We start from the raw sequence: 19,779 nt of genomic DNA, 5'->3' as shown, positions 1-19,779 counted from the left end.
CGCTTTTTTCACGAAACGGAAGCACGAGGCGCAAGATCAACCGCCGCGCACATCGCATTCACCAAGCCCAGCAACTCACCCTCAGACAGGGTGCGGTCGGTAAACAGCAGCACCTGCTCCACCGCCTGATACAGCAACATCTCCAGTCCAGAAACCACCGTGCCGCCGTTAGCCTCCCAAGCGCTCGCCAGCACCGAAGGCCACGGGTTATACGCAACATCGAGCAGTACTGGCCGGTGCGTCGCGGAGGCGCCCTTCAACCCGCTCAGCTGGCTCGCCCACTCATCCGCCGCATGGGCAGGAAGAGTAGACACCACCGGGTGATGGCCGCGCTCCACAAGATTCTGCGGCAGCTCAGCCAGGGAAACCTGCTCCAGCTGAACACCCAGGCGGTCCGCCGCCTCCTGCACGCTACCGAGCTTATGCAGGGAACGGGCGTACACGCTCACGCGGCGGTACCCCAACGCGTGCAACGCCGCCAAAGCAGAAATAGCGGTCGCTCCCCCGCCCACAATCGCGGCAGAATCCTTGAGCGGCTGCGGCTCCAAACCGGCGTGGCGCAGCGCGTTCACAATGCCAATCACATCCGTGTTATCGCCCAGCACCTTCTCACCGCGCGGATACACCGTGTTCACCGCACCGGTCACTCGGGCAGTCTCACTCAGCTCATCGCAATACTGAATGACCGCGGTCTTCAACGGCATCGTCACCGACAGACCCGCAATATACGGGGCGTCCTCCGTACCCTTCGGGTGGCGCACCCCGTGCATAATCTCCGGCAAATCATCGGGCAGAGTATCGCGGCGATCATAACCCAAATTCTGCTCACCCAAAAAGTCATACGCGGCACGATGCAGCGCAGGCGACAGCGAATGCGCAATAGGGTGCCCCAGCACGTAGGCGCGGCGAAGATACGGGGCTTCGCGGTACGGTTCAGTCTTCATCGATAGATACTCTTTCGCTCTCAACGCTGGGGAACACTCTCAACACTCAACGCTCGGGGCTTGCGGGCTTGCGGACACGCACGCCACGAACCCGCGTTCATAGGCGCACTCTACCCATTTTAAGGGACAAACCAATATTCAGGTATAGCAAAGGCGGGCACCTCCCCCACTCTCGTGGAGGCGGTACCCGCCTCAGCAAGGAACCTTCAGTCCAAAGCTACCGAATCATAGCTACCGGCTAAACCGATTAGCTACAACGGTTCGGGTGCTTAGAACACCACTGGTTGTACTCTTCAACATAACGCTGGTGCTCAGCGTACGTGCGGGAGTACTTAGTCTCACCGGAATCCAGGTCCACAGTCACCCAGTAGTAGTACGGGTTCTTCTCAGGAGCCGCGGCAGCCTTAATCGAAGCCAGCTGCGGGGAACCAATCGGACCCTTCGGAAGACCCTTATTCGCATAAGTGTTGTACTTATTGCTCTTATCGGCCTTCTGCTCTTCAGTCAGGTGGTACGAACGGACACCCAGACCGTAAGTCACGGTCGCATCCGACTGAATCAGACCCGAGGTCTCACCATCGGGGTTGTTCAGACGGTTCTCAATGATGCCTGCAACCGCCACGTAGTCCTTCGGCTGAGCCTCAAGCTCCACGATGGAGGCGATGGTCAGAACCTCGAAGGTCTTCTGGTCGCCGCTCACGCCGGCTTCCTTCAGGTCAGCCTTGGTCTTATCAACCATGGTCTGAATGACCTTCTTGATGTCGGTGTCCTTCGGGAAGCGGTACTCGCCCGGGTGCAGCCAACCCTCAATCGAGGGGAAGTTGCTCGGCACACCGTACTGGGTGTAGTTGCTGACCGCGTCCTCAACCTGCTTGCGGGTGAACGCACCATCGGAGCCAGAAACAATCAAATCGATGGTCTCGCTCACGCGCTTACCCTGCGGAATCGCCAGGTACAGTACGTTGCTGTTCGCCTCGATAATGGTCGTAATCGCGCTCGAGCTGCTCATGTGCTGCTGCAGTTCGTAGGTGCCAGGCTGCAGGTACTTGCCCTTGCTCTCCTTGGTGTACACCTCAACGAACTTATCAGCATCAGCAATAACGCCCGCCGCCTCAAGCTCCTGCGCCACCTGCGCGGTGGACTGGCCAGAACGAATCGTGAACGTCACGGTCGTACCATTGCCGCCACCCGAGTAGTCACGAGTCTTGAACGGGTCATAGCGAGTAATCAAGGCACCCGAAATGATGACCAGAGCCACCACAAACAAGGAAATAGCGCTCAGCATGATGGCGCGGCGGCGGCGCTTACGCGCACGCAACGTAGCCACCGACACGATTTCCTGTTCCATCGTGATGCCGGTGATGCCCTTACGTTCATCCTCGGCTGTCGGCCTAAAGAGGTCGAGCCCGCTCTCTTCGGGATGTTTATTCTGTTCGGTCACTGAAGGTTCTCCGTTTCGTTGACGGCACCGACCGTGGTCCCTTCTGACTCGGACGGTCGGTTTTCTTCGTGGGCCGGATCGCTCACCTTGTACCCGGCTACGGACTGCCCCGCTTTGAGGGCATCCAGGCTGTACTGCAAAATGTTCACAGCCGCCACCTGGTCAACCATAGTCTTGAAATCTCGGCTGGAAACCCCAGCCTCGTGCAGTGCACGGTGAGCGCTCACGGTGGTGAGTCGCTCATCCACCAGCCAAATGTTAATGTGTGTTTTCTCTTCGGCATCCAGCTCGGAGCGCAGAGCCTGAGCGTACTCCCGAGCCATTTCCGTGGAGGGAGAATCCCCACCACGCATGGTCCTCGGAAGCCCGACGAAAACCTCCACCACCTCGTTCACCTCAATCAGCTTACGCAAAACACGGCGGTCAGAGTTCTTCTTCGCGTCGCGGCGTAGCGTCTTGAGCGGGGTGGCGAGAATGCCGTCGGGGTCGCTGAGGGCGGTGCCGACGCGGGCATTACCCACATCGACACCCATCCGCACTCCGCACTGAAATTCTGCCATGTTTAGGCCTGAGCCTGTGCGATAGCGTCGCGGACAGCGTCCAGTGCAGCACCAATCTTGGATGCGTCCTGGCCACCACCCTGAGCGACGTCGTCCTTACCGCCGCCACCGCCGCCGAGAACACCGGCAGCGACGCGGACCAGAGCGCCAGCCTTCACGCCAGCCTCACGAGCACCCTCGTTGGTTGCCACCAGGACGACGGGGCGGCCATTAGCCACACCCACCACGGCGACAACAGCAGCCTCGGAACCGAAGCGCGAACGCAGATCCAGAGCCAGGTCACGAACACCGTTAGCGTCCAGCTCGCCAGCGTCATGCGCCAGAACGCGAACAGAACCGATGGTCTGTGCGTTCTCCAGCAGCTTGCCAGCCTCAGCCTGCAGCTTCTCGCGGCGCAGCTGAGCCAGCTCCTTCTCAGCAGCCTTCAGCTTAGCCAGAGTCTGGTTAATCTTCTCGGGCAGATCAGCGGAGGACTGAACCTTCATCAGGCCGGTCAGCTGGTTCACCAGGGTACGCTCAGCAGCCAGGTGGTTGAAGGAGTCCAGACCCACCAGAGCCTCAACACGGCGGTTACCGGAGCCAACAGAGCCCTCGGTCAGCAGGGTCAGCGAACCAATCTCAGCGGACGAACCAACGTGGGTACCACCGCACAGTTCGCGGGAGAACTCGCCGCCGATCTCAACAACACGCACCACGTCGCCGTACTTCTCGCCGAAGAGGCTCATCGCGCCCAGAGCCTTAGCCTCAGCCAGCGGCATCTCACGGGTAATCACCTCGTGGTTATCGCGGATCGCGAGGTTAGCAACCTCTTCAACCTCACGCTTAGCGGACTCGGACAGACCCTCGCCCCACGCGAAGTCGAAACGCAGGTAGCCTTCCTTGTTGAAAGAGCCACGCTGAGTAGCCTCGTTGCCGAGCACCTGGTGCAGGGCAGCGTGAATGATGTGGGTACCGGAGTGTGCCTTCTCACCGTCGCGGCGGCGCTGAACGTCAACCTGTGCCACAACATCGGCACCGGTGTGAACCTCACCCTCACGCACAACGGCGCGGTGAACGCTCAGACCCTTCACGGGCTGCTGAACGTCCTGAACGTCAATGATGAAGCCGTTGCCGGTAATGACACCGGTATCAGCAGCCTGGCCACCGGCCTCCGCGTAGAACGGGGTCTCGTCCAGAACAACCTCAATCTTGTCGCCAGCCTTAGCAGCGGGAACAGACACACCATCCACCAGGATTGCGCGCAGCTTAGTCTCGGTACGCAGCTCGGTGTAGCCGGTGAAGATGGAGCCGCGTTCGTCCACGAGCTTACGCAACTCGGACAGGTCAGCAAACGCGCCCTTCTTCGCCTTAGCGTCAGCCTGCGCACGGTGACGCTGCTCAGCCATCAGCTCACGGAAGGCCTTCTCATCCACCTTCACGCCAGCCTCAGCAGCCATCTCCAGGGTCAGGTCAATCGGGAAGCCGTAGGTGTCGTGCAGAGCAAACGCCTCAGCACCAGAAACAGAGTTAGAGCCGTCCTTCTTAGCGGCAGCAACAGCCTCTTCCAGACGCTCAGTACCGGTCTCAATGGTGTGCAGGAACGCCTTCTCCTCAGCGTACGCAATACGCGAAATACGCTCGAAGTCGTCAGCAACGTACGGGAAAGCACCCTTCATCGCATCACGCGAAGCCGGGAACAGCACGGGCAGGCAGGGCTCAGTCACGCCCAGCAGACGCATCGCACGAATCGCACGGCGCATCAGGCGGCGCAGAATGTAACCGCGACCCTCGTTCGAGGGGGTCACGCCGTCGGCAATCAGCATCAGCGAGGAGCGGATGTGGTCAGCCACCACGCGCATACGCACGTCGTCCTCGTAGCCCTCATCCTCAGCGGACTCAGAGCCGTGGTACTTCTTACCGGACAGCTTAGAAGCAGCATCCAGAACAGGGCGGACCTGGTCGGTCTCGTAGAAGTTCTCAACACCCTGCAGCAGCATAGCCAGACGCTCAACGCCCAGACCGGTATCGATGTTCTTCTTCGGCAGGTCGCCCAGAATCTCGAAGTCATCCTTGCCGATGCCCTCGCCACGCTGGTACTGCATGAACACGAGGTTCCAAATCTCGATGTAACGGTCGTCGTCAGCCGCCGGGCCGCCTTCCTTACCGTAAGCGGGGCCACGGTCGTAGAAGATCTCCGAGTCGGGGCCTGCAGGGCCGGGCTGACCGGTCGACCAGTAGTTTTCCTTCATGCCCATGCGCTGAATACGCTCAGACGGGAAACCAACAGTCTTAGTCCAAATCTCGTATGCCTCTTCGTCACCCTCGTAAATGGTGACCCACAGGCGCTCCGGATCCAGACCGAAACCACCCTTATCCTGAGGGGTGGTCAACAGTTCGTAAGCGAAAGGAATAGCCTTCTCCTTGAAGTAATCACCAAAGGAGAAGTTACCAGCCATCTGGAAGAAAGTACCGTGACGCGCAGTCTTACCGACCTCTTCAATATCCAGGGTGCGGATGCACTTCTGCACGCTGGTCGCGCGGGAGAACGGAGGGGTCTCACGGCCCAGGAAGTAGGGAATGAACGGCACCATACCGGCGATGGTGAACATAGCGCCGGGCTCGTTCGAAATCAGCGATGCCGAAGGCACCACAGTATGGCCGCGGGAAGCGAAGAAATCGATCCAGCGCTTAGAAATCTCCTGTGAGAGCATCTCGTTCCTTAGAGTAATCTGTGCGAAATTCTAAATTAGTCTACTGACCTATGGTGCCTGTCCGAGAGCAAAATGGCTAATCGAGCCAGTCTCGTACCGTGGTTAACGGACAAAAGCACCACCTTTAAAAACCTAGTTGAAGAAGCCGTCGCCGAGCTGACGGTCACGCGCAATACGCTGCTCACGCGCTCGCTTCTGAGCCTCTTCCAAGGAGGCAATCTCAGCCTCCACCTCAATGAGTTCACGCTCAGCCAGGCGGCGGTTCGTGGATTCAATCTCAGCCGAGCTCATCTGGCGGTCCCAGGTGTCCAGGGAGCCAGGACGCAGATCCTGCTTCTGGCGCTCCACCTTAGCGTTGAGCTCCATCTCCTTCTCCTGCATGCCTTCACGCACGCGGGCGGCGAACTCAACAGCACGCAACGCATACGGCTGCAGGGGCTTGCCAATCGGCGAATCGAAGAACTTTCCCATCTGAGACTCCGGGTTGAGGGCAAGCTCACCGTGCTCACGCATGAGCAGGGCGCTGCCGGGGGTACGCTGAGCAGGTTCGGAGGCGGCACGCCTGGAAGCGAAGTAACCAACCGCCGCGCCGGCGCCGAGCAGAAGAGCTGAACGAAGCAGACCCATTAGTTCTCACCGCCTGCAGAGTAAGAGGACTGTGCCGAACCGTACTGACCGCCAGTGCTACCAGTGTTGGCGGTGCCGTGTGCATCGCCGGACTTACCGCCGCGGAACGCCTGACGCACACCGTACGAGAAGGACGCAACCTTAATCAGCGGCTGACCCACAGTCGAAGTCACCAGCGAGGACAGCGCAGAAACGTTCGCGGACGCATCCGAAACATTCGAAGTGATGTCGTCAACCTTCTCCAGCTGCTCATTGGTGGTCACCACAGTACGGGTCACCTCTTCAATGAGGGGGCCGGTGCTCTGGTTCAGCGAACGAATCGTCACGATAAGCTCATCAAACACCTTGGTCAGGCGAATAATGGGTAGCGCAAGAAGTGCCACCAGAATCGCAAAAACTCCTGCTGCAATCAGGCCCGCAATATCTCCGCCGGTCATCTATAACCCCATTCCGCTCAATGCATGATGCTTATCAATAGTCGTACAAGGCTGGACGCCACCGTGGCGCGCAGCCGGATCGTGCATACAGTTCAGGACTATATACACAGCTCAATCCCCTATTTTAGTCGAAAAATCCTTCAAACGCCCCCTAAACTCTCATGAAACTCCCAGCGACGGAAGATTCACAGGTTCAGCAGCGCCACAGCCCTGTAGTGTATAAGCCCCAAAAACCCACGCGTTAAACGGGAACAACCCGCCCCCACCGAACGGTGCAGGACGGGTTGCTTCTCGAAAAATCGAGATTATGCCAGACGCGAGTAGTACTCAACGACCAGCTGCTCGTCGCAGATCACGGGGATCTCTTCGCGCTTGGGCTTGCGCTCAAGCTTTGCGTGCAGCTTCTCGATCTCAACGTTCAGGTATGCGGGAACCTCGGGCAGAACTGCCTGGTTCTCACCTGCAGCCGCAGCCTGGAAGGGGGTGGTCTTCTCAGCCTTGGGGTGAACGTGGATCAGCTGGCCGGGCTTGACGTGGAACGAGGGGCGGTCCACGCGAACGCCGTCAACCATGATGTGACGGTGAACAACCATCTGACGTGCCTGTGCAATGGTGCGGGCGAAGCCTGCACGCAGAACCAGAGCGTCGAGGCGGGTCTCGAGCAGCTCGACCATGTTCTTACCGGTCTGGCCCTCGGTACGCTTTGCCTCGAGGTATGCGCGGCGCATCTGTGCCTCGCGGATGTTGTACTGAGCGCGCAGACGCTGCTTTTCCTTCAGCTGGGTAGCGTAGTTGGAGTCAGCCTTCTTGCGGGCACGGCCGTGCTGGCCGGGGCCGTAAGGACGACGCTCGAGGTACTTTTCTGCCTTCGGGGTCAGTGCAATGCCCAGGGCACGGGACTGACGCACGGTACGGCGGGTGCGGTTGTGCTTAGCCACAATCTACCTTTCTATGTGAGGCTCCTGCACCCTTGCGGGTGGGGCCTCGGTCTGTTGAATACTGGCCTCCTCGGTTGACCCCGCCGGGATCCGTACGCGACCGGTTCGGTCGTTGCTGTACGGCGGTGGGGCGGAGAGCTCGGGGCAGAGTACCCCGCAGCTACATTACTGACGCTCGCACGAATGCGGGCATAGTAATTGCCAGACCCGTCAAGCTTACCGGATGCGTCCGGGCTTTACCAGCCTTTTGGGAAATCTTTGGTTCAAATCACTGTGCGTGTGGGTTTTTGATACTTACCCACACGACCCCGCAAGAATTATTTATGCCCGTCAGAGCTATTTAGGTGCGACTTCCCGAAAAAATCACGGCGCCGGGATGTTGGATTGTAATCATTTCGTTATTTTTAACCTGTGTCTTTATGGGAATAGCTTGAATCAGACCCCCATATCGCCTAGACTAGAGAACATAACAAGCTTGGCGTCCGCCCTTCCGGGAAGGCCGACAGTCAAGACGTCTATCACAACTCAAAACTCTGACGCGGTGCGCAGTACTACCGAGGTACTACGCACCGCTTTCTGTTTGCGCTCAGCCCTATACGGCTGCTTGCTCTATACGGCTACCTGCCTGCCGAGGCACGCCACTCCCCCGGTGGTCAGCACTCAAAGTAGTAGACGGCTCGATGGGAGCCACGTAAGCTAACGGGTCGTATCCTGCACCGGTGCCGCATCCAAAATACGGCGAATACGCTCACGACGCTCCGTCAACGTACGCTCAAAACCATGCTGAGTCGGCTCGTAGTAGACCGTGCCGCGCAGAGTATCCGGTAGGTACTGCTGCGCCGCCACATGCCCCGGCTCATCATGCGCATACACATACCCCACGCCGTGACCAAACTGCTTAGCCCCCGCATAATGACCATCACGCAAATGCACCGGAACCTGACCCGAAGCACCCGCACGCACATCCGCAATCGCGCGGTTAATCGCGTTATACGCCGCGTTCGACTTCGGCGCGAGCGCACAATAAATCACCGCCTGCGACAGGATAATACGCGCCTCCGGCATGCCCACCAGCGCCACCGACTGCGCCGTAGCCGTCGCCACCTGCAACGCCTGCGGATCAGCCAGGCCAATATCTTCACTCGCCAAAATCATGATGCGACGCGCCACAAAACGCGGATCCTCGCCGCCCTCCAACATGCGCGCCAGATAGTGCACCGCGGCATCCGCATCAGAGCCGCGCATGGACTTAATGAACGCACTCACCACGTCATAATGCTGATCGCCCGAACGGTCGTAGCGGATCGCGGCGCGGTCCACCGCCTCCGTAGCATGCGCCAGGGTGATGCGCACGGGCGCGGCAGGTTTCGTAGACTTCTCCCCCGACTCCCCCGCCGGGTCTGCCAAATCTGCCAAATCCTCGGCGGAGCGGGCAGATTCTGCCGAAGCCTGTTCGGCCTCGCTAAACGCAATCGCAGCCGCCGCCTCCAGCGAGGTCAGGGAGCGGCGAGCGTCGCCTCCCGAAACCGCCGCGAGGTGGGCGCGCGCATCCTCATCAATGACCGCCGCACCGTCAAAACCGCGCGGGTCAGCCAACGCACGGTCAATCAGCTGCTCAATATCGGACTGCTCCAGCGAATGAACCCGCAGCAGCAGCGAGCGCGAAAGCAGCGGCGAAATAATGCTGAACGACGGGTTCTCCGTCGTAGCCGCCACCAGAATCACCCAGCGGTTCTCCACGCCGGGCAGGAGCGCATCCTGCTGAGCCTTCGTGAAACGGTGAATCTCGTCGAGGAAGAGCACTGTGGTCGTACCGTACATGTCGCGGTCGAGCAACGCCTGATCCATGACTGCGCGCACATCCTTCACGCCCGCGGTAATCGCCGAAAGCTCCACGAACTTACGACCCGGCGCGCGCGCAATCACATGCGCCAGAGTGGTCTTACCCGTACCCGGAGGGCCGTACAAAATCACCGAGGACGGGCCAGCCGGGCCGGCGTTCTCCCCCGCCAACACGCGCAGAGGCGCACCCGGAGTCAGCAGGTGCTCCTGGCCGAGAACCTCGTCAATAGTGCGCGGACGCATACGCACCGCCAACGGCGCACGAGACGCCGAACGCGCAGAATACGTACGCGAGGCAGAGGCACGCGAGGAGGGCTCCTCAGCAGGCGCACCAATCAGGCTCACGCGGTCCCCGTCATCGGGCAACTCAAGATCAAAGAGGGAATCAGCCATAGTCTTACTCTATCGTTTCACAATCTGGAGGCGGGTACGGGGTGTGGGTATACAGCTGCGGATTTAGCTCGCGGCGTGACACCACACGGGTTAGCGCCGGCCTAGAGGGTCTCACTATCGAGAATCAGGGTCACCGGGCCGTCATTGACCAGCTCCACCTGCATGTCCGCACCGAACACGCCGGTCTCCACGTGCAGGCCACGCTCACGCAGCGCCTGAACATAGTCGTTGAACAGCGGCTCACTCACCGCGCCGGGCGCAGCGGCAGACCAGGAGGGGCGGCGGCCCTTCTTCGCATCCCCATACAGGGTGAACTGGCTGACCGCCAGCACGGGTGCGCCCTCATCGAGCAGGGACTTCTCCCCCTCCATCAGGCGCAGGTTCGCGGTCTTATCGGCAAGCTTCGCAATCTGCGCCGCACCGTCACCGTGCGTAATACCGACCAGCACCAGGTAGCCGGGCTGGTCAATCGCGCCGACCGTCTCACCCGCCACGCGCACCGCCGCGCGGGTCACACGCTGAATAACTACTCGCATCGTTCACCTTTCATCATGGAGCCGGCCCTCGCCGGGCTCATACATCTCTTTCGACACCACTCTCGGCGGCTGGTTTAGGAGAGCCGCAGTTCTAGAGGCAACAGCCTCAGAGCACGCCGCGCAACTGCACGGCACGCAAAAACTGGTTCGCCGCCCGCGGGGTACGAAACTCAATAAAACGCTTCTGCAGATGCTGCCCGCGAGCCTCCGCCAGCAACTCCCCGACGTGCGGGTAGCTCCTCCACGTGTACCGAATCATGTTGTCCGGGTCGCGCAGAATATTCTTCAGCGGCGGCTCCACATTATCAGCCCACAGCCTCTGACCCGTCACCGCACGACGCACCGTCCGGCGAACCACACGCCACATGACCACCGCACGGCTATAGCGTAGGTAAATCACCACATCCGCACGCTCCAGCAGGCGGCCACGCACCTGCGGATACTGCCACTCCGTAATCCACGCAGGCCGCTCAATGAGTGTCTGAACATCCGCCTCAAAACTAGGGCGCGGAGTCCAGTTCGGACCCCAATGCAACGAGTCCATCTCCGTATGCGGAATGTCCAGGAGGCGCCCTAACCGCGCCGCGAACGTCGTCTTACCGCTACCGCTCGGGCCAGCAATCAGAATACGCATCCTCCCCTCCCCCTTTGGTTAGTACACAAATCGGCACGCACGCCAGTTGATACAAAAGGTGGGCTGCGACCCTGCACCAGCAGAATACACAGCCCACCCTCAACGGCGACCCCGGCACAACTCAACGCCCGCCGGGCCCACGCCGCACAGCCCGCACCCCCTACGGGGCGCACGACCAAAGACTAGAGAAGATTACTCCTCGTCCTTCTTCTTCGGCTTGAAATCAACGCCAGCTTCCTTACGCTGCTCCGGAGTAATCGGTGCAGGAGCCGCAGTCAGCGGATCGAAACCATTACCGGTCTTCGGGAACGCAATAACTTCGCGGATCGAATCAACGCCAGCCAGCAGAGACACAATACGGTCCCAACCGAACGCAATACCACCCATGGGCGGTGCGCCGTACTTGAACGCATCCAGCAGGAAGCCGAACTTCTCCTGAGCCTCTTCCTCACCAATGCCCATCACAGCGAACACGCGTTCCTGCACGTCACGGCGGTGAATACGGATCGAACCGCCACCAATCTCGTTACCGTTGCAAACAATGTCGTAAGCGTACGCCAGAGCCGAACCCGGGTCAGTGTCGAAAGTATCCATGAACTCGGGCTTCGGGGAGGTGAACGCGTGGTGCACAGCAGTCCACGCGGAGTGACCCAGAGCCACGTCACCGGACTCAGTAGCCTCAGCAGAAGACTCGAACATGGGAGCGTCAACAACCCACACGAAGGACCACTCGCCGTCCTTAATCAGGCCGGTACGGTGACCAATCTCAACACGAGCAGCACCCAGCAGCGCACGGGAAGCCTTAGCCTCACCAGCAGCGAAGAAGATGCAGTCGCCGGGCTTCGCACCGGTAGCCTCAGCCAGGCCAGCACGCTCAGCGTCAGTAATGTTCTTAGCCACCGGACCGGTCAGCTCGCCATCCTCCTGAATGAGGACATAAGCCAGACCCTTAGCGCCGCGCTGCTTCGCCCACTCCTGCCAAGCGTCCAGGGTACGGCGAGGCTGAGAAGCACCGCCGGGCATCACAACAGCACCCACGTAAGGAGCCTTGAAAACGCGGAAAGTGGTGTCCTTGAAGTACTCGGTCAGCTCAGTCAGCTCCAGACCAAAACGCAGGTCAGGCTTGTCCGTACCGTACTTCTCCATCGCATCCTTGTAGGTCATGCGCTGAATCGGGCGGGGAACCTTCACATCAATCAGGTTCCACACAGCCTCAACGATGCGCTCGCCCAGCTCAATGATGTCTTCCTGATCAACGAAGGAAGCCTCGATGTCCAGCTGAGTGAACTCAGGCTGACGGTCCGCACGGAAATCCTCATCACGGTAGCAACGAGCAATCTGGTAGTACTTCTCAATACCGCCCACCTGCAGTAGCTGCTTGAACAGCTGCGGGGACTGCGGCAGAGCATACCAAGAACCCGGAGCCAGACGAGCCGGCACCAGGAAGTCACGCGCACCCTCAGGGGTCGAACGGGTCAGGGTCGGGGTCTCAACCTCAATGTAGCCGTCCTCGGCCAGCAGGTTGCGTGCCGCACGGTTCGCGTCCGAACGCAGGCGCATGATGCGAGCCGGCTCCGGGCGGCGAAGATCCAGGTAGCGGTAGCGCAGGCGCGCCTCCTCACCCACCTCAACGTGCTCGTCAATCTGGAAAGGCAGCGGAGCGGCAGTGTTCAGCACCTCAACGGCGGACACCTCAACCTCAATCTCGCCGGTCGCCAGGTTCGGGTTCTCGTTACCCTCCGGGCGCTTAGTCACCAGACCGGTCACACGCAGCACATACTCGTTGCGCAGGTGCTCAAAATCAGCCTCATTGTGGAAAACACACTGGGTGACACCCTCACGGTCACGCAGGTCAACGAAAGCGACACCACCGTGGTCGCGGCGGCGAGCCACCCAACCGGTCAGGGTAACAGTCTCTCCAATATTTGCGGCGGTCAGCTCGCCGTTGGTGTGAGTGCGAAGCACAGACATTCCTTTCATAGCGGGCACCTCACGACTATAGACAGTAGCCGGGTACACGCGGTTGATGATATGCGCACACTGCGTGCGCCTCATATATTGTATCCCCTCCGGGCAGGTCGATGGCGGGTCGGGGCAAGTCAGGCACCAGAAAATGGGGTGCGGAGGCGGGATGCGGGTAGGGCGGCAGGTTCGTGGGTGTCTGCGGTCGATAGGTTAGTGTCTTCGCCATGGGTCTTTAACCCGGGGTGAAGGCATTAACCTATCGAAAAGCCACTACCCTATCGAAGTATTACCGGGGAATCCACTCCGCATGCCTGTGGACAAACACTTTTTCGGTAGAATCCGCGAAGTTATCCACAGATTTCACAAACAAGCCCCACAACCTCACACAGCCTGCCAGGATAAAGCCTATGAACACCGTAACTATTCCGTGGCAACGCGTCCCAAACGTACTACCGGCTACACCAGAAATTACCCGCGCCGCAGATCTGCACCCATTCGTGCTGAACTCCCAGATGCTCAACCTGCGAGGAATCGGGCCAAAACGCATTCGCAAGCTAGTGGCGGAAGGGTCTCTGCAACGTATCCAGCGAGGAGCCTATATTTACACCCGCGATGCCCAAGCGCTCACCCCCGAAGAGCGGCTCACGGTACGGTGCATCGCTGCTCAGATGATGGGTCTTCAAGGAATCTTCTCCCACACATCAGCCGCGGCGCTATGGGGACTTGATGTACTCTCTGTTCCCCAAATGATAAGCGTGTATAGCTGTAGTCATAGCACCTCTGACAAGGGAAGAATCACCCGGCATTACAGCGCCCCTGGCCCCGAGGAAGTCACCAGGTTGCCGGGCACATCCATCATGGTTACGACGGTGGCTCGCACGCTGCAGGATTGTGCTCGCAGCATGCCCTTTCGGGAGGCGGTGGTCCTCGCTGACTCCATCATGCGGCGGAAACTCTTGGAACCCCACGAGGTGACTGAGATTCTACTGAACCTCACCGGGTACGGCGGCTCCGCCGGGCCTCTCCTGGCGCAGGCGGTGGATGCATCCAGCGAGTCGGCTGGTGAAAGCCTCACCCGGTGCCTACTCATGGAGCACAGGCTGCCCCTCCCCGTAACGCAGTACCCGATTTCATGCGAAGGCCGTAACTATCGAGTGGACTTCACCTGGCCCGAGGCGCGCGTCATTCTCGAGTTCGACGGCGAACAGAAATACGTGGACCACCCCGGCAGGGACCGCTACGAAGCCACCCGCGACCGTGCTCTAACCCGCGCCGGCTGGACGGTCGTACACCTCACATGGGCTGACATCTTTCAAAAAGAGCGGGAAGTCATCACCCACTTGCGGAAACTACTCTTGAGATAAAGCGAGGAAACGCCTCAGTCGATAGGTTAGCGCCTTCACCCCGGGTTAAAGACCCACGGCGAAGACACTAACCTATCGAAAATCTGGGCTCACACAAAAGACCCGCCCGGCAGGGAGGTCAGTCCTCCCCACCAGGCGGGTACACATCCATATGCAGGCTACAGTAACCAAATTATTACAGCAGCCAGATACTACAGCGGCAAAACACCGCAGGCATTACAGGCCCTAAGATGACAGGCCCCTAATGTTTACAGGCCCTCAGCACGCACAATCTGAACGTGCAGGTCCTCAGCCGGCGGCATCCACGAAGCCGGATCAGCAGCAACCTGCTCACCCGAACGGATATCCTTCACCTCGTGAACCGGGGCACCCGACTCATCCGACGAAATGAACCACACGAACGGAATGCCGCGCTTCTCAGCGTACTTAATCTGCTTACCGAACTTCGCCGCATTCGCAGACACCTCGCAGGCAATGCCGCGGGCACGCAGCGCATCTGCAACATCATTCGCGGCCGACCAGCCCTCATCATTCGTCAGGGCAACAAACACAGCCGAAGGCACCTTACGGCTCGCCTGCGCAAAACCCTGCGACAGAATACGAGCCACCACACGAGTCACACCAATCGACAGGCCAACACCCGGGTACGTCTTCTTACCGTTCGACGCCAGCGACTCATAACGGCCGCCCGAGCAAATCGAACCCAGCGACTCGTGACCAACCAGAACAGTCTCATACACGGTGCCGGTGTAGTAGTCCAGGCCGCGAGCAATCGACAGGTCAGCCAGCACCTTACCCGGCGCACGGCGAGCCGCCTCCTCAATGACCTCAGCCAGCTCAGCAAGACCCTGATCCAGCAGCTCATGCTCCACCGAATACTTAGCCGCAAGCGCACGCACCTGCTCCACAAAAGAAGCATCCTCAGTGCGGATCTGCGCCAGCTCCAAGGCGGCAGCGGCAGCATCCGCGCTCGCACCAGCCTCAGCCTGCAGCTCCTCAGCCACACGCTCAGCACCGATCTTCTCCAGCTTGTCAATAGAACGCAGAACAGCCGCAGTATCAGTCAAACCCAAGCCCAGATAGAAACCCTCAGCCAGCTTGCGGTTATTCACACGCAGCTTGAACTCAGGAATCGGCAGCTTCGACAGCGCATCAACAACAACCAGCGCCAAGGTCACGTCGTAACGGAACGGCAGCTCACCGTCGCCAACCACGTCAATATCAGCCTGAGTGAACTCGCGGGCACGGCCCTCCTGCGGACGCTCACCACGCCACACCTTCTGAATCTGGTAACGCGAGAACGGGAAATTCAGGTAACCGGCGTTCTCCACCACGTAACGGGCAAACGGCACGGTCAGGTCAAAGTGCAGAGCCAGCTTTTCCTTAGCCTTCGCAGCCTCGTCCTCCTGCAGGCGAGAAATTGCGTAAACTTCTTTGTCAATCTCACCCTTGCGCAGCAGCTGCTCAATAGTCTCTACCGAACGAGTCTCAATCGGGGAGAAACCGTGCAACTCAAAAGTCTCACGCAAAGTGTCCAGAACATGATTCTCAACCAACCGCTCAGCCGGAAGATACTCGGGAAAACCAGACAGCGAAGCCTTGCGAGCCATACGCGATACTCCTTGACAAAGAACTCGACAACAAAACCCCGGAACACCTCCGGGCATATCTACCCATCATACCAACACCCGCCCCAGCACAGCACCCACTCCCCCAGCTCACCCGACACAAACCCGCGCAAACCCGCAGCCGGCAGGTTCGCCCACAACACAACACGACCAGACACTACTCACACACACCCCACAGAGGCTATGCTTAGGAGGTGCACACGCACACCCAAACGGGTGCCCACCACGGGGAACAGCGCAAAGGCGCCCCACCCCCAGCACCCCCGAGTGAAAGAGTTATAGCGGTGACTACCAAACCCGACGACACTGTAAACCTCGAAAAGGCACGCCAGTACGGCCGCGTCTCCGAGGACGGCCACGTCTTCGTCATTGTCGACGGCGAAGAATACGCCGTAGGCCAGCTGCCCGGCGCCTCCGAAGAAGAAGCGCTCAGCTACTTCGCCCGCAAGTTTGAAAACGTCGAGGCGCAGGTTGCCCTGCTCGAATCCCGCCTCGCCAACAACGCCCCTGCCGCAGACCTGCAGAAGGGCATCACCTCCATCGGTGCACAGATTGGTGTGCGCAACATGGTCGGTGACTACTCCGGCCTGCAGAAGCGCCTCATCTCCCTCGCAGAGCAGATCGCTGAACTCGGCGAAAAGCAGCAGCAGGCACGCACCGAAAACCGTGAACGCGCCCTCGCCGTCCGCGAAGAAATCGTCGCGGAAGCCGAGCAGATCGCCGGCCAGGACCCCGACCAGATCCACTGGAAGAACTCCCACTCCCGCATGAACGAACTGTTCGAAGCGTGGAAGAAGGCACAGCGCGAAATTCACCTGGCAAAGAGCGTAGAGGACGAGCTGTGGAAGCGTTTCCGTGCAGCCCGCACCACCTTCGACCGCAACCGCCGCGCACACTTCTCTCAGCTCGACGACCGCAACGCACGCATCAAGCGCGCCAAGGAAGAGCTGATTGCACGTGCGGAAGAGCTGTCCACCTCGACTGACTGGTCTGAGACTTCCCGCGTATACGGCGACCTGATGCGCGCCTGGAAGCAGGTACCCCGCGGCCACCGTCGCGAAGACGACAAGCTGTGGGCACGCTTCCGCGCGGCACAGGACGTGTTCTTCAACGCCCGCAACGAAGCCGAAGCAGCGCAGGACGCAGTCTACGCCGAAAACCTCAAGGTCAAGGAAGCACTGCTCGAAGAAGCACGCGCACTCCTGCCCGTCGAAGACATCGAGGCAGCAAAGGCATCCTTCGAGAAGATCCTGGACCGCTGGGATGCGGCAGGCCGCGTGCCCCGCAACGACCTGCGCCGCGTCGACGGCGAACTGCGCCGTATTCAGGACGAAATCAACGGCGCCGAAGAGGCAAAGTGGAAGCGCAACGACCCCGCCAAGGCGGCACGCGCGAACTCCCTGCTCGCACAGATCGAGGACTCCCTCGCCGAGCTGGAAGCAGAGCTCGCAGCAGCTGAAAAGGGCGGCGACTCCAAGAAGATCGCCAAGGCTAAGGAAGCTCTGGAGGCGCGCCGCGCCTGGGCAGCAACTCTGCAGGGCTTCGGCAACTAAGGTCTAGCCGACGGTCTAAATAACGGTCTAATTAACGCCGAGAAGCCACATGTGTTTCGAAAAGCCACTTTTTGGTGGCTTCTCGAAACACATGTGGCTTCTGCGTGTCTGCGGAATGTCTGCTGGGTGTCTGTGGGATGCGGGATATCTGCGGGGTGCGGACTTTTAGGATCGGCTGGAGGGACTAGTCATCAACGGGCTCATAATTCATGATTTCCCATTTCTGCCCGTTGTGCTTCAGCTCAAATCTAAAGGTGTCATCGGTTTTATCGTCATTACTCCATTTGCGCCAGCTACCGTCAGATTCAACATAAGTCTCGTAATCCCATTCGCGGTACGCCTTCCAGAAATAGGTTTCACCGTCTTCTGACCAGGGGTTACCGTCAGCAAGATAATGGTTTATACCGCCAATGACCCATCCGCCGCTTTTGTAAAGTTCCTCGACGCCTGTATAGGCCTTACGTTCGTCTTCAAAAGTAGGGGACATGAACTTGAAAGCCATCGAGTAATCGCCAGTTTGAGTACCGTAATTACCCCACAAAATCCAGGCATCCATCGTCTTACGCATGCCCTCTAGAGACTTTTCGTTGTAGCCGTCTTCCGGAGCATTGGGTTTCGGTACATTCTGTGCTGGACCGTATTTATCAGCAGGGCGGTACTCGCCATCGGGTGCTTTTGATCCGCCCGAGTAGCCTCGGACAGTAGACGGGGTAGCGCTTGCCGAAGGCGACTCCGACACCGCTACAGACGCCGAAGCCGTTTCGCTCGGCGCTGCGGAGGCGGTGGCTGCCGCCTCGTTATTAGCCTGCTGACTGCAGGCTCCAAGAAGGGTACTGAGACCCATGAGTGCGCCGCCGTTCAACAACGCTCGACGAGTAAGAAAAACGGAAGTCATGGAAGTAGATTCCTTCTATCGGTGTGGTGTGAATGGGGGATGCTGATTAGAAAGCGGAAGATAGAGAAATTCTCGAAGCAAGAATAAGAATTCTTGCGATACTAATAAGTGCTTTATATTTCCTATTTAGTCATCTACTTGTTCAAAATCGATAATCTTCCAGCCCTCAGAGGTGTACTTGAACGAGAACTTCCACGTGTCGTCATCCTTTCTGTCATTCTCGTAAGACTTCCAATCACCGTTAGGTTCAATGTACATAACGTAACCCCACTCCCGGTACGCCTTCCAGAAGTAAGTCTCCCCCTCGATCCAGGGGTTCCCGTCAGCAATGTAGTGATCAAGTCCCGCGATAATCCAGCCGCCTCGCTTGTAGAGGGCTTCAAGACCTTCGTAGGAGTCTAGTAGTTCGGTAAAGCTGCTATCAACGAATTTGCGTGCTTGGCTGTAATCTCCGGTTTGGGCGCCGTAGTTGTTCCATTCAATCCACGCGTTGAGTGTTTTGCGTAGACCTTCATTGGATTTTTCTCGGTATCCGTCCTCAGGTGATGCAGGTTTCGGAACGTTTTGTGCCGGACCGTTAGGGTCAGCTCCGCGGTACTCCCCGTCAGGTGCCTTTGAGCCGCCGGAGTAGCCGCGGGTAATGACCGGGCTCGGAGTAGCTGATGCAGAAGAGGCATCGGAAGCCGCCGTAGAAGCTGAAGCGGAAGTCATTTCGCTCGGCGTGGCGGAGGCGGTCTCGCTCGGTGCTGCCGAGGCGCTCGCCTCATTAGCCGCCTGCTGGCCGCATGCCGCAAGCAGGGCACCAAGACCCAGAAGGGTACCGCCGCTCAACAGTGTGCGGCGGTTCAAAATAACGGAAGTCATGGAAATACATTCCTCGTATCGGTGTGAAGTGTGAATAGGGGGGCTGGTTAGAAACCGGAAGACTAACCAGCTGAAGGGGAGAACCCCGATAGCTGAGAAGCCACATGTGTTTCGAAAAGCCACGAGAATGGTGGCTTCTCGGCGAACATGTGGCTTCTCAACGTAAGACCCACAGTGGACTTTACATGTCGGGCCAGTCACGGTGCAGTGAATACTCCGTGTCCCCGTCACCGTTATCATTCAGGTGCCAACGCTGACCGGTACGGATATCAGCCTTGCGCAGACGCGGGTTCGGATTATCCTTCTTACCCATCGTCGGATCGTTCTTGCAGCCCCAACGAGTGTCGTCATAGCTGCAGTCACCGGCTACGCGTCCCACATCAACCCACCAGACACGCACCAGCAACGGATCACTGGTCGCCTGCGGAGTCACCATCATCATCTGCCACGGGCCACCATCCACACGGA

The 19,779-nt window shown here is 59.1% G+C and carries 16 protein-coding genes and 2 pseudogenes; 3 read left to right on the top strand and 15 right to left on the bottom strand.

The features are described from left to right. Window positions 1-8: 8 nt before the first annotated feature. From HMPREF2894_RS06190 to aspS, 11 genes are all read right to left on the bottom strand, one after another. On the bottom strand, window positions 9-944 hold the full coding sequence (locus HMPREF2894_RS06190; RefSeq protein ID WP_070678299.1) for a shikimate dehydrogenase: 936 nt from the start codon (window positions 942-944) through the stop codon (window positions 9-11). A gap of 247 nt (window positions 945-1,191) precedes the next feature. Beyond that, on the bottom strand, window positions 1,192-2,385 hold the full coding sequence (gene mltG / locus HMPREF2894_RS06185; RefSeq protein ID WP_070599980.1) for an endolytic transglycosylase MltG: 1,194 nt from the start codon (window positions 2,383-2,385) through the stop codon (window positions 1,192-1,194). Beyond that, window positions 2,382-2,945: a Holliday junction resolvase RuvX gene (gene ruvX / locus HMPREF2894_RS06180; RefSeq protein ID WP_070678296.1), complete on the bottom strand. Its 564-nt coding sequence runs from the start codon at window positions 2,943-2,945 to the stop codon at window positions 2,382-2,384. The genes mltG and ruvX overlap by 4 nt, the downstream gene beginning before the upstream one ends. Before the next feature lie 2 nt (window positions 2,946-2,947). Beyond that, window positions 2,948-5,635: an alanine--tRNA ligase gene (gene alaS / locus HMPREF2894_RS06175; RefSeq protein WP_070678293.1), complete on the bottom strand. Its 2,688-nt coding sequence runs from the start codon at window positions 5,633-5,635 to the stop codon at window positions 2,948-2,950. A gap of 132 nt (window positions 5,636-5,767) precedes the next feature. Beyond that, window positions 5,768-6,262 carry a hypothetical protein gene (locus tag HMPREF2894_RS06170; protein WP_005508736.1) on the bottom strand — a complete coding sequence of 165 codons (495 nt, stop codon included), beginning with the start codon at window positions 6,260-6,262 and terminating at the stop codon, window positions 5,768-5,770. Further along, window positions 6,262-6,699 carry a DUF948 domain-containing protein gene (locus HMPREF2894_RS06165; RefSeq protein ID WP_049327226.1) on the bottom strand — a complete coding sequence of 146 codons (438 nt, stop codon included), beginning with the start codon at window positions 6,697-6,699 and terminating at the stop codon, window positions 6,262-6,264. The genes HMPREF2894_RS06170 and HMPREF2894_RS06165 overlap by 1 nt, the downstream gene beginning before the upstream one ends. A 305-nt stretch (window positions 6,700-7,004) precedes the next feature. Next, the gene (rpsD, locus tag HMPREF2894_RS06160; protein WP_005508739.1) at window positions 7,005-7,637 is read right to left on the bottom strand and encodes a 30S ribosomal protein S4; all 633 of its coding nucleotides are present in this window, start codon (window positions 7,635-7,637) and stop codon (window positions 7,005-7,007) included. A gap of 696 nt (window positions 7,638-8,333) precedes the next feature. Further along, window positions 8,334-9,872 (bottom strand): replication-associated recombination protein A, encoded by a 1,539-nt coding sequence (locus HMPREF2894_RS06155; RefSeq protein WP_070678290.1) that lies wholly within the window; start codon window positions 9,870-9,872, stop codon window positions 8,334-8,336. Window positions 9,873-9,973: 101 nt separating this feature from the next. Further along, entirely contained in the window at window positions 9,974-10,408 is a 435-nt protein-coding gene (gene dtd / locus HMPREF2894_RS06150) for a D-aminoacyl-tRNA deacylase (RefSeq protein ID WP_049352473.1), read from the bottom strand. A 106-nt stretch (window positions 10,409-10,514) separates the two neighbouring features. Next, window positions 10,515-11,042, bottom strand: coding sequence for a P-loop NTPase family protein (locus HMPREF2894_RS06145; RefSeq protein ID WP_049337468.1), 528 nt, complete (start codon window positions 11,040-11,042; stop codon window positions 10,515-10,517). Window positions 11,043-11,234: 192 nt separating this feature from the next. Continuing rightward, a complete protein-coding gene (aspS, locus tag HMPREF2894_RS06140) occupies window positions 11,235-13,007 on the bottom strand; it encodes an aspartate--tRNA ligase (RefSeq protein ID WP_044145827.1) in 1,773 nt (590 codons plus the stop codon). A 407-nt stretch (window positions 13,008-13,414) separates the two neighbouring features. On the opposite strand from aspS, the pseudogene HMPREF2894_RS09345 reads away from it, so the two are divergent. Then, window positions 13,415-13,600 (top strand): annotated as a pseudogene (locus HMPREF2894_RS09345) (type IV toxin-antitoxin system AbiEi family antitoxin domain-containing protein); the annotation flags it as partial. A gap of 378 nt (window positions 13,601-13,978) precedes the next feature. After that, the gene (locus tag HMPREF2894_RS09260; RefSeq protein WP_231840307.1) at window positions 13,979-14,371 is read left to right on the top strand and encodes an endonuclease domain-containing protein; all 393 of its coding nucleotides are present in this window, start codon (window positions 13,979-13,981) and stop codon (window positions 14,369-14,371) included. A 248-nt stretch (window positions 14,372-14,619) separates the two neighbouring features. Here HMPREF2894_RS09260 and hisS read toward each other — a convergent pair whose 3' ends face one another. Further along, window positions 14,620-15,981: a histidine--tRNA ligase gene (gene hisS, locus HMPREF2894_RS06130; protein WP_049350086.1), complete on the bottom strand. Its 1,362-nt coding sequence runs from the start codon at window positions 15,979-15,981 to the stop codon at window positions 14,620-14,622. A 302-nt stretch (window positions 15,982-16,283) separates the two neighbouring features. Between hisS and HMPREF2894_RS06125 the strand changes: the two genes are divergently transcribed. After that, window positions 16,284-17,552 (top strand): DUF349 domain-containing protein, encoded by a 1,269-nt coding sequence (locus HMPREF2894_RS06125; protein ID WP_044150409.1) that lies wholly within the window; start codon window positions 16,284-16,286, stop codon window positions 17,550-17,552. A gap of 184 nt (window positions 17,553-17,736) precedes the next feature. Here HMPREF2894_RS06125 and HMPREF2894_RS06120 read toward each other — a convergent pair whose 3' ends face one another. The 3 genes and pseudogenes from HMPREF2894_RS06120 to HMPREF2894_RS06110 form a co-directional block, all read right to left on the bottom strand. After that, entirely contained in the window at window positions 17,737-18,447 is a 711-nt protein-coding gene (locus HMPREF2894_RS06120) for a DUF6318 family protein (protein ID WP_049345490.1), read from the bottom strand. A gap of 126 nt (window positions 18,448-18,573) precedes the next feature. Then, on the bottom strand, window positions 18,574-19,311 hold the full coding sequence (locus HMPREF2894_RS06115; protein ID WP_049345492.1) for a DUF6318 family protein: 738 nt from the start codon (window positions 19,309-19,311) through the stop codon (window positions 18,574-18,576). Window positions 19,312-19,492: 181 nt separating this feature from the next. Next, window positions 19,493-19,779 (bottom strand): annotated as a pseudogene (locus HMPREF2894_RS06110) (peptide ABC transporter ATPase); the annotation flags it as partial.

This window comes from Rothia sp. HMSC066G02 (assembly GCF_001813145.1).
Classification (GTDB): Bacteria; Actinomycetota; Actinomycetes; order Actinomycetales; family Micrococcaceae; genus Rothia.
Note: the sequence above shows the minus strand (reverse complement) of the source record. Positions and strands in the feature narration are given on the sequence as shown.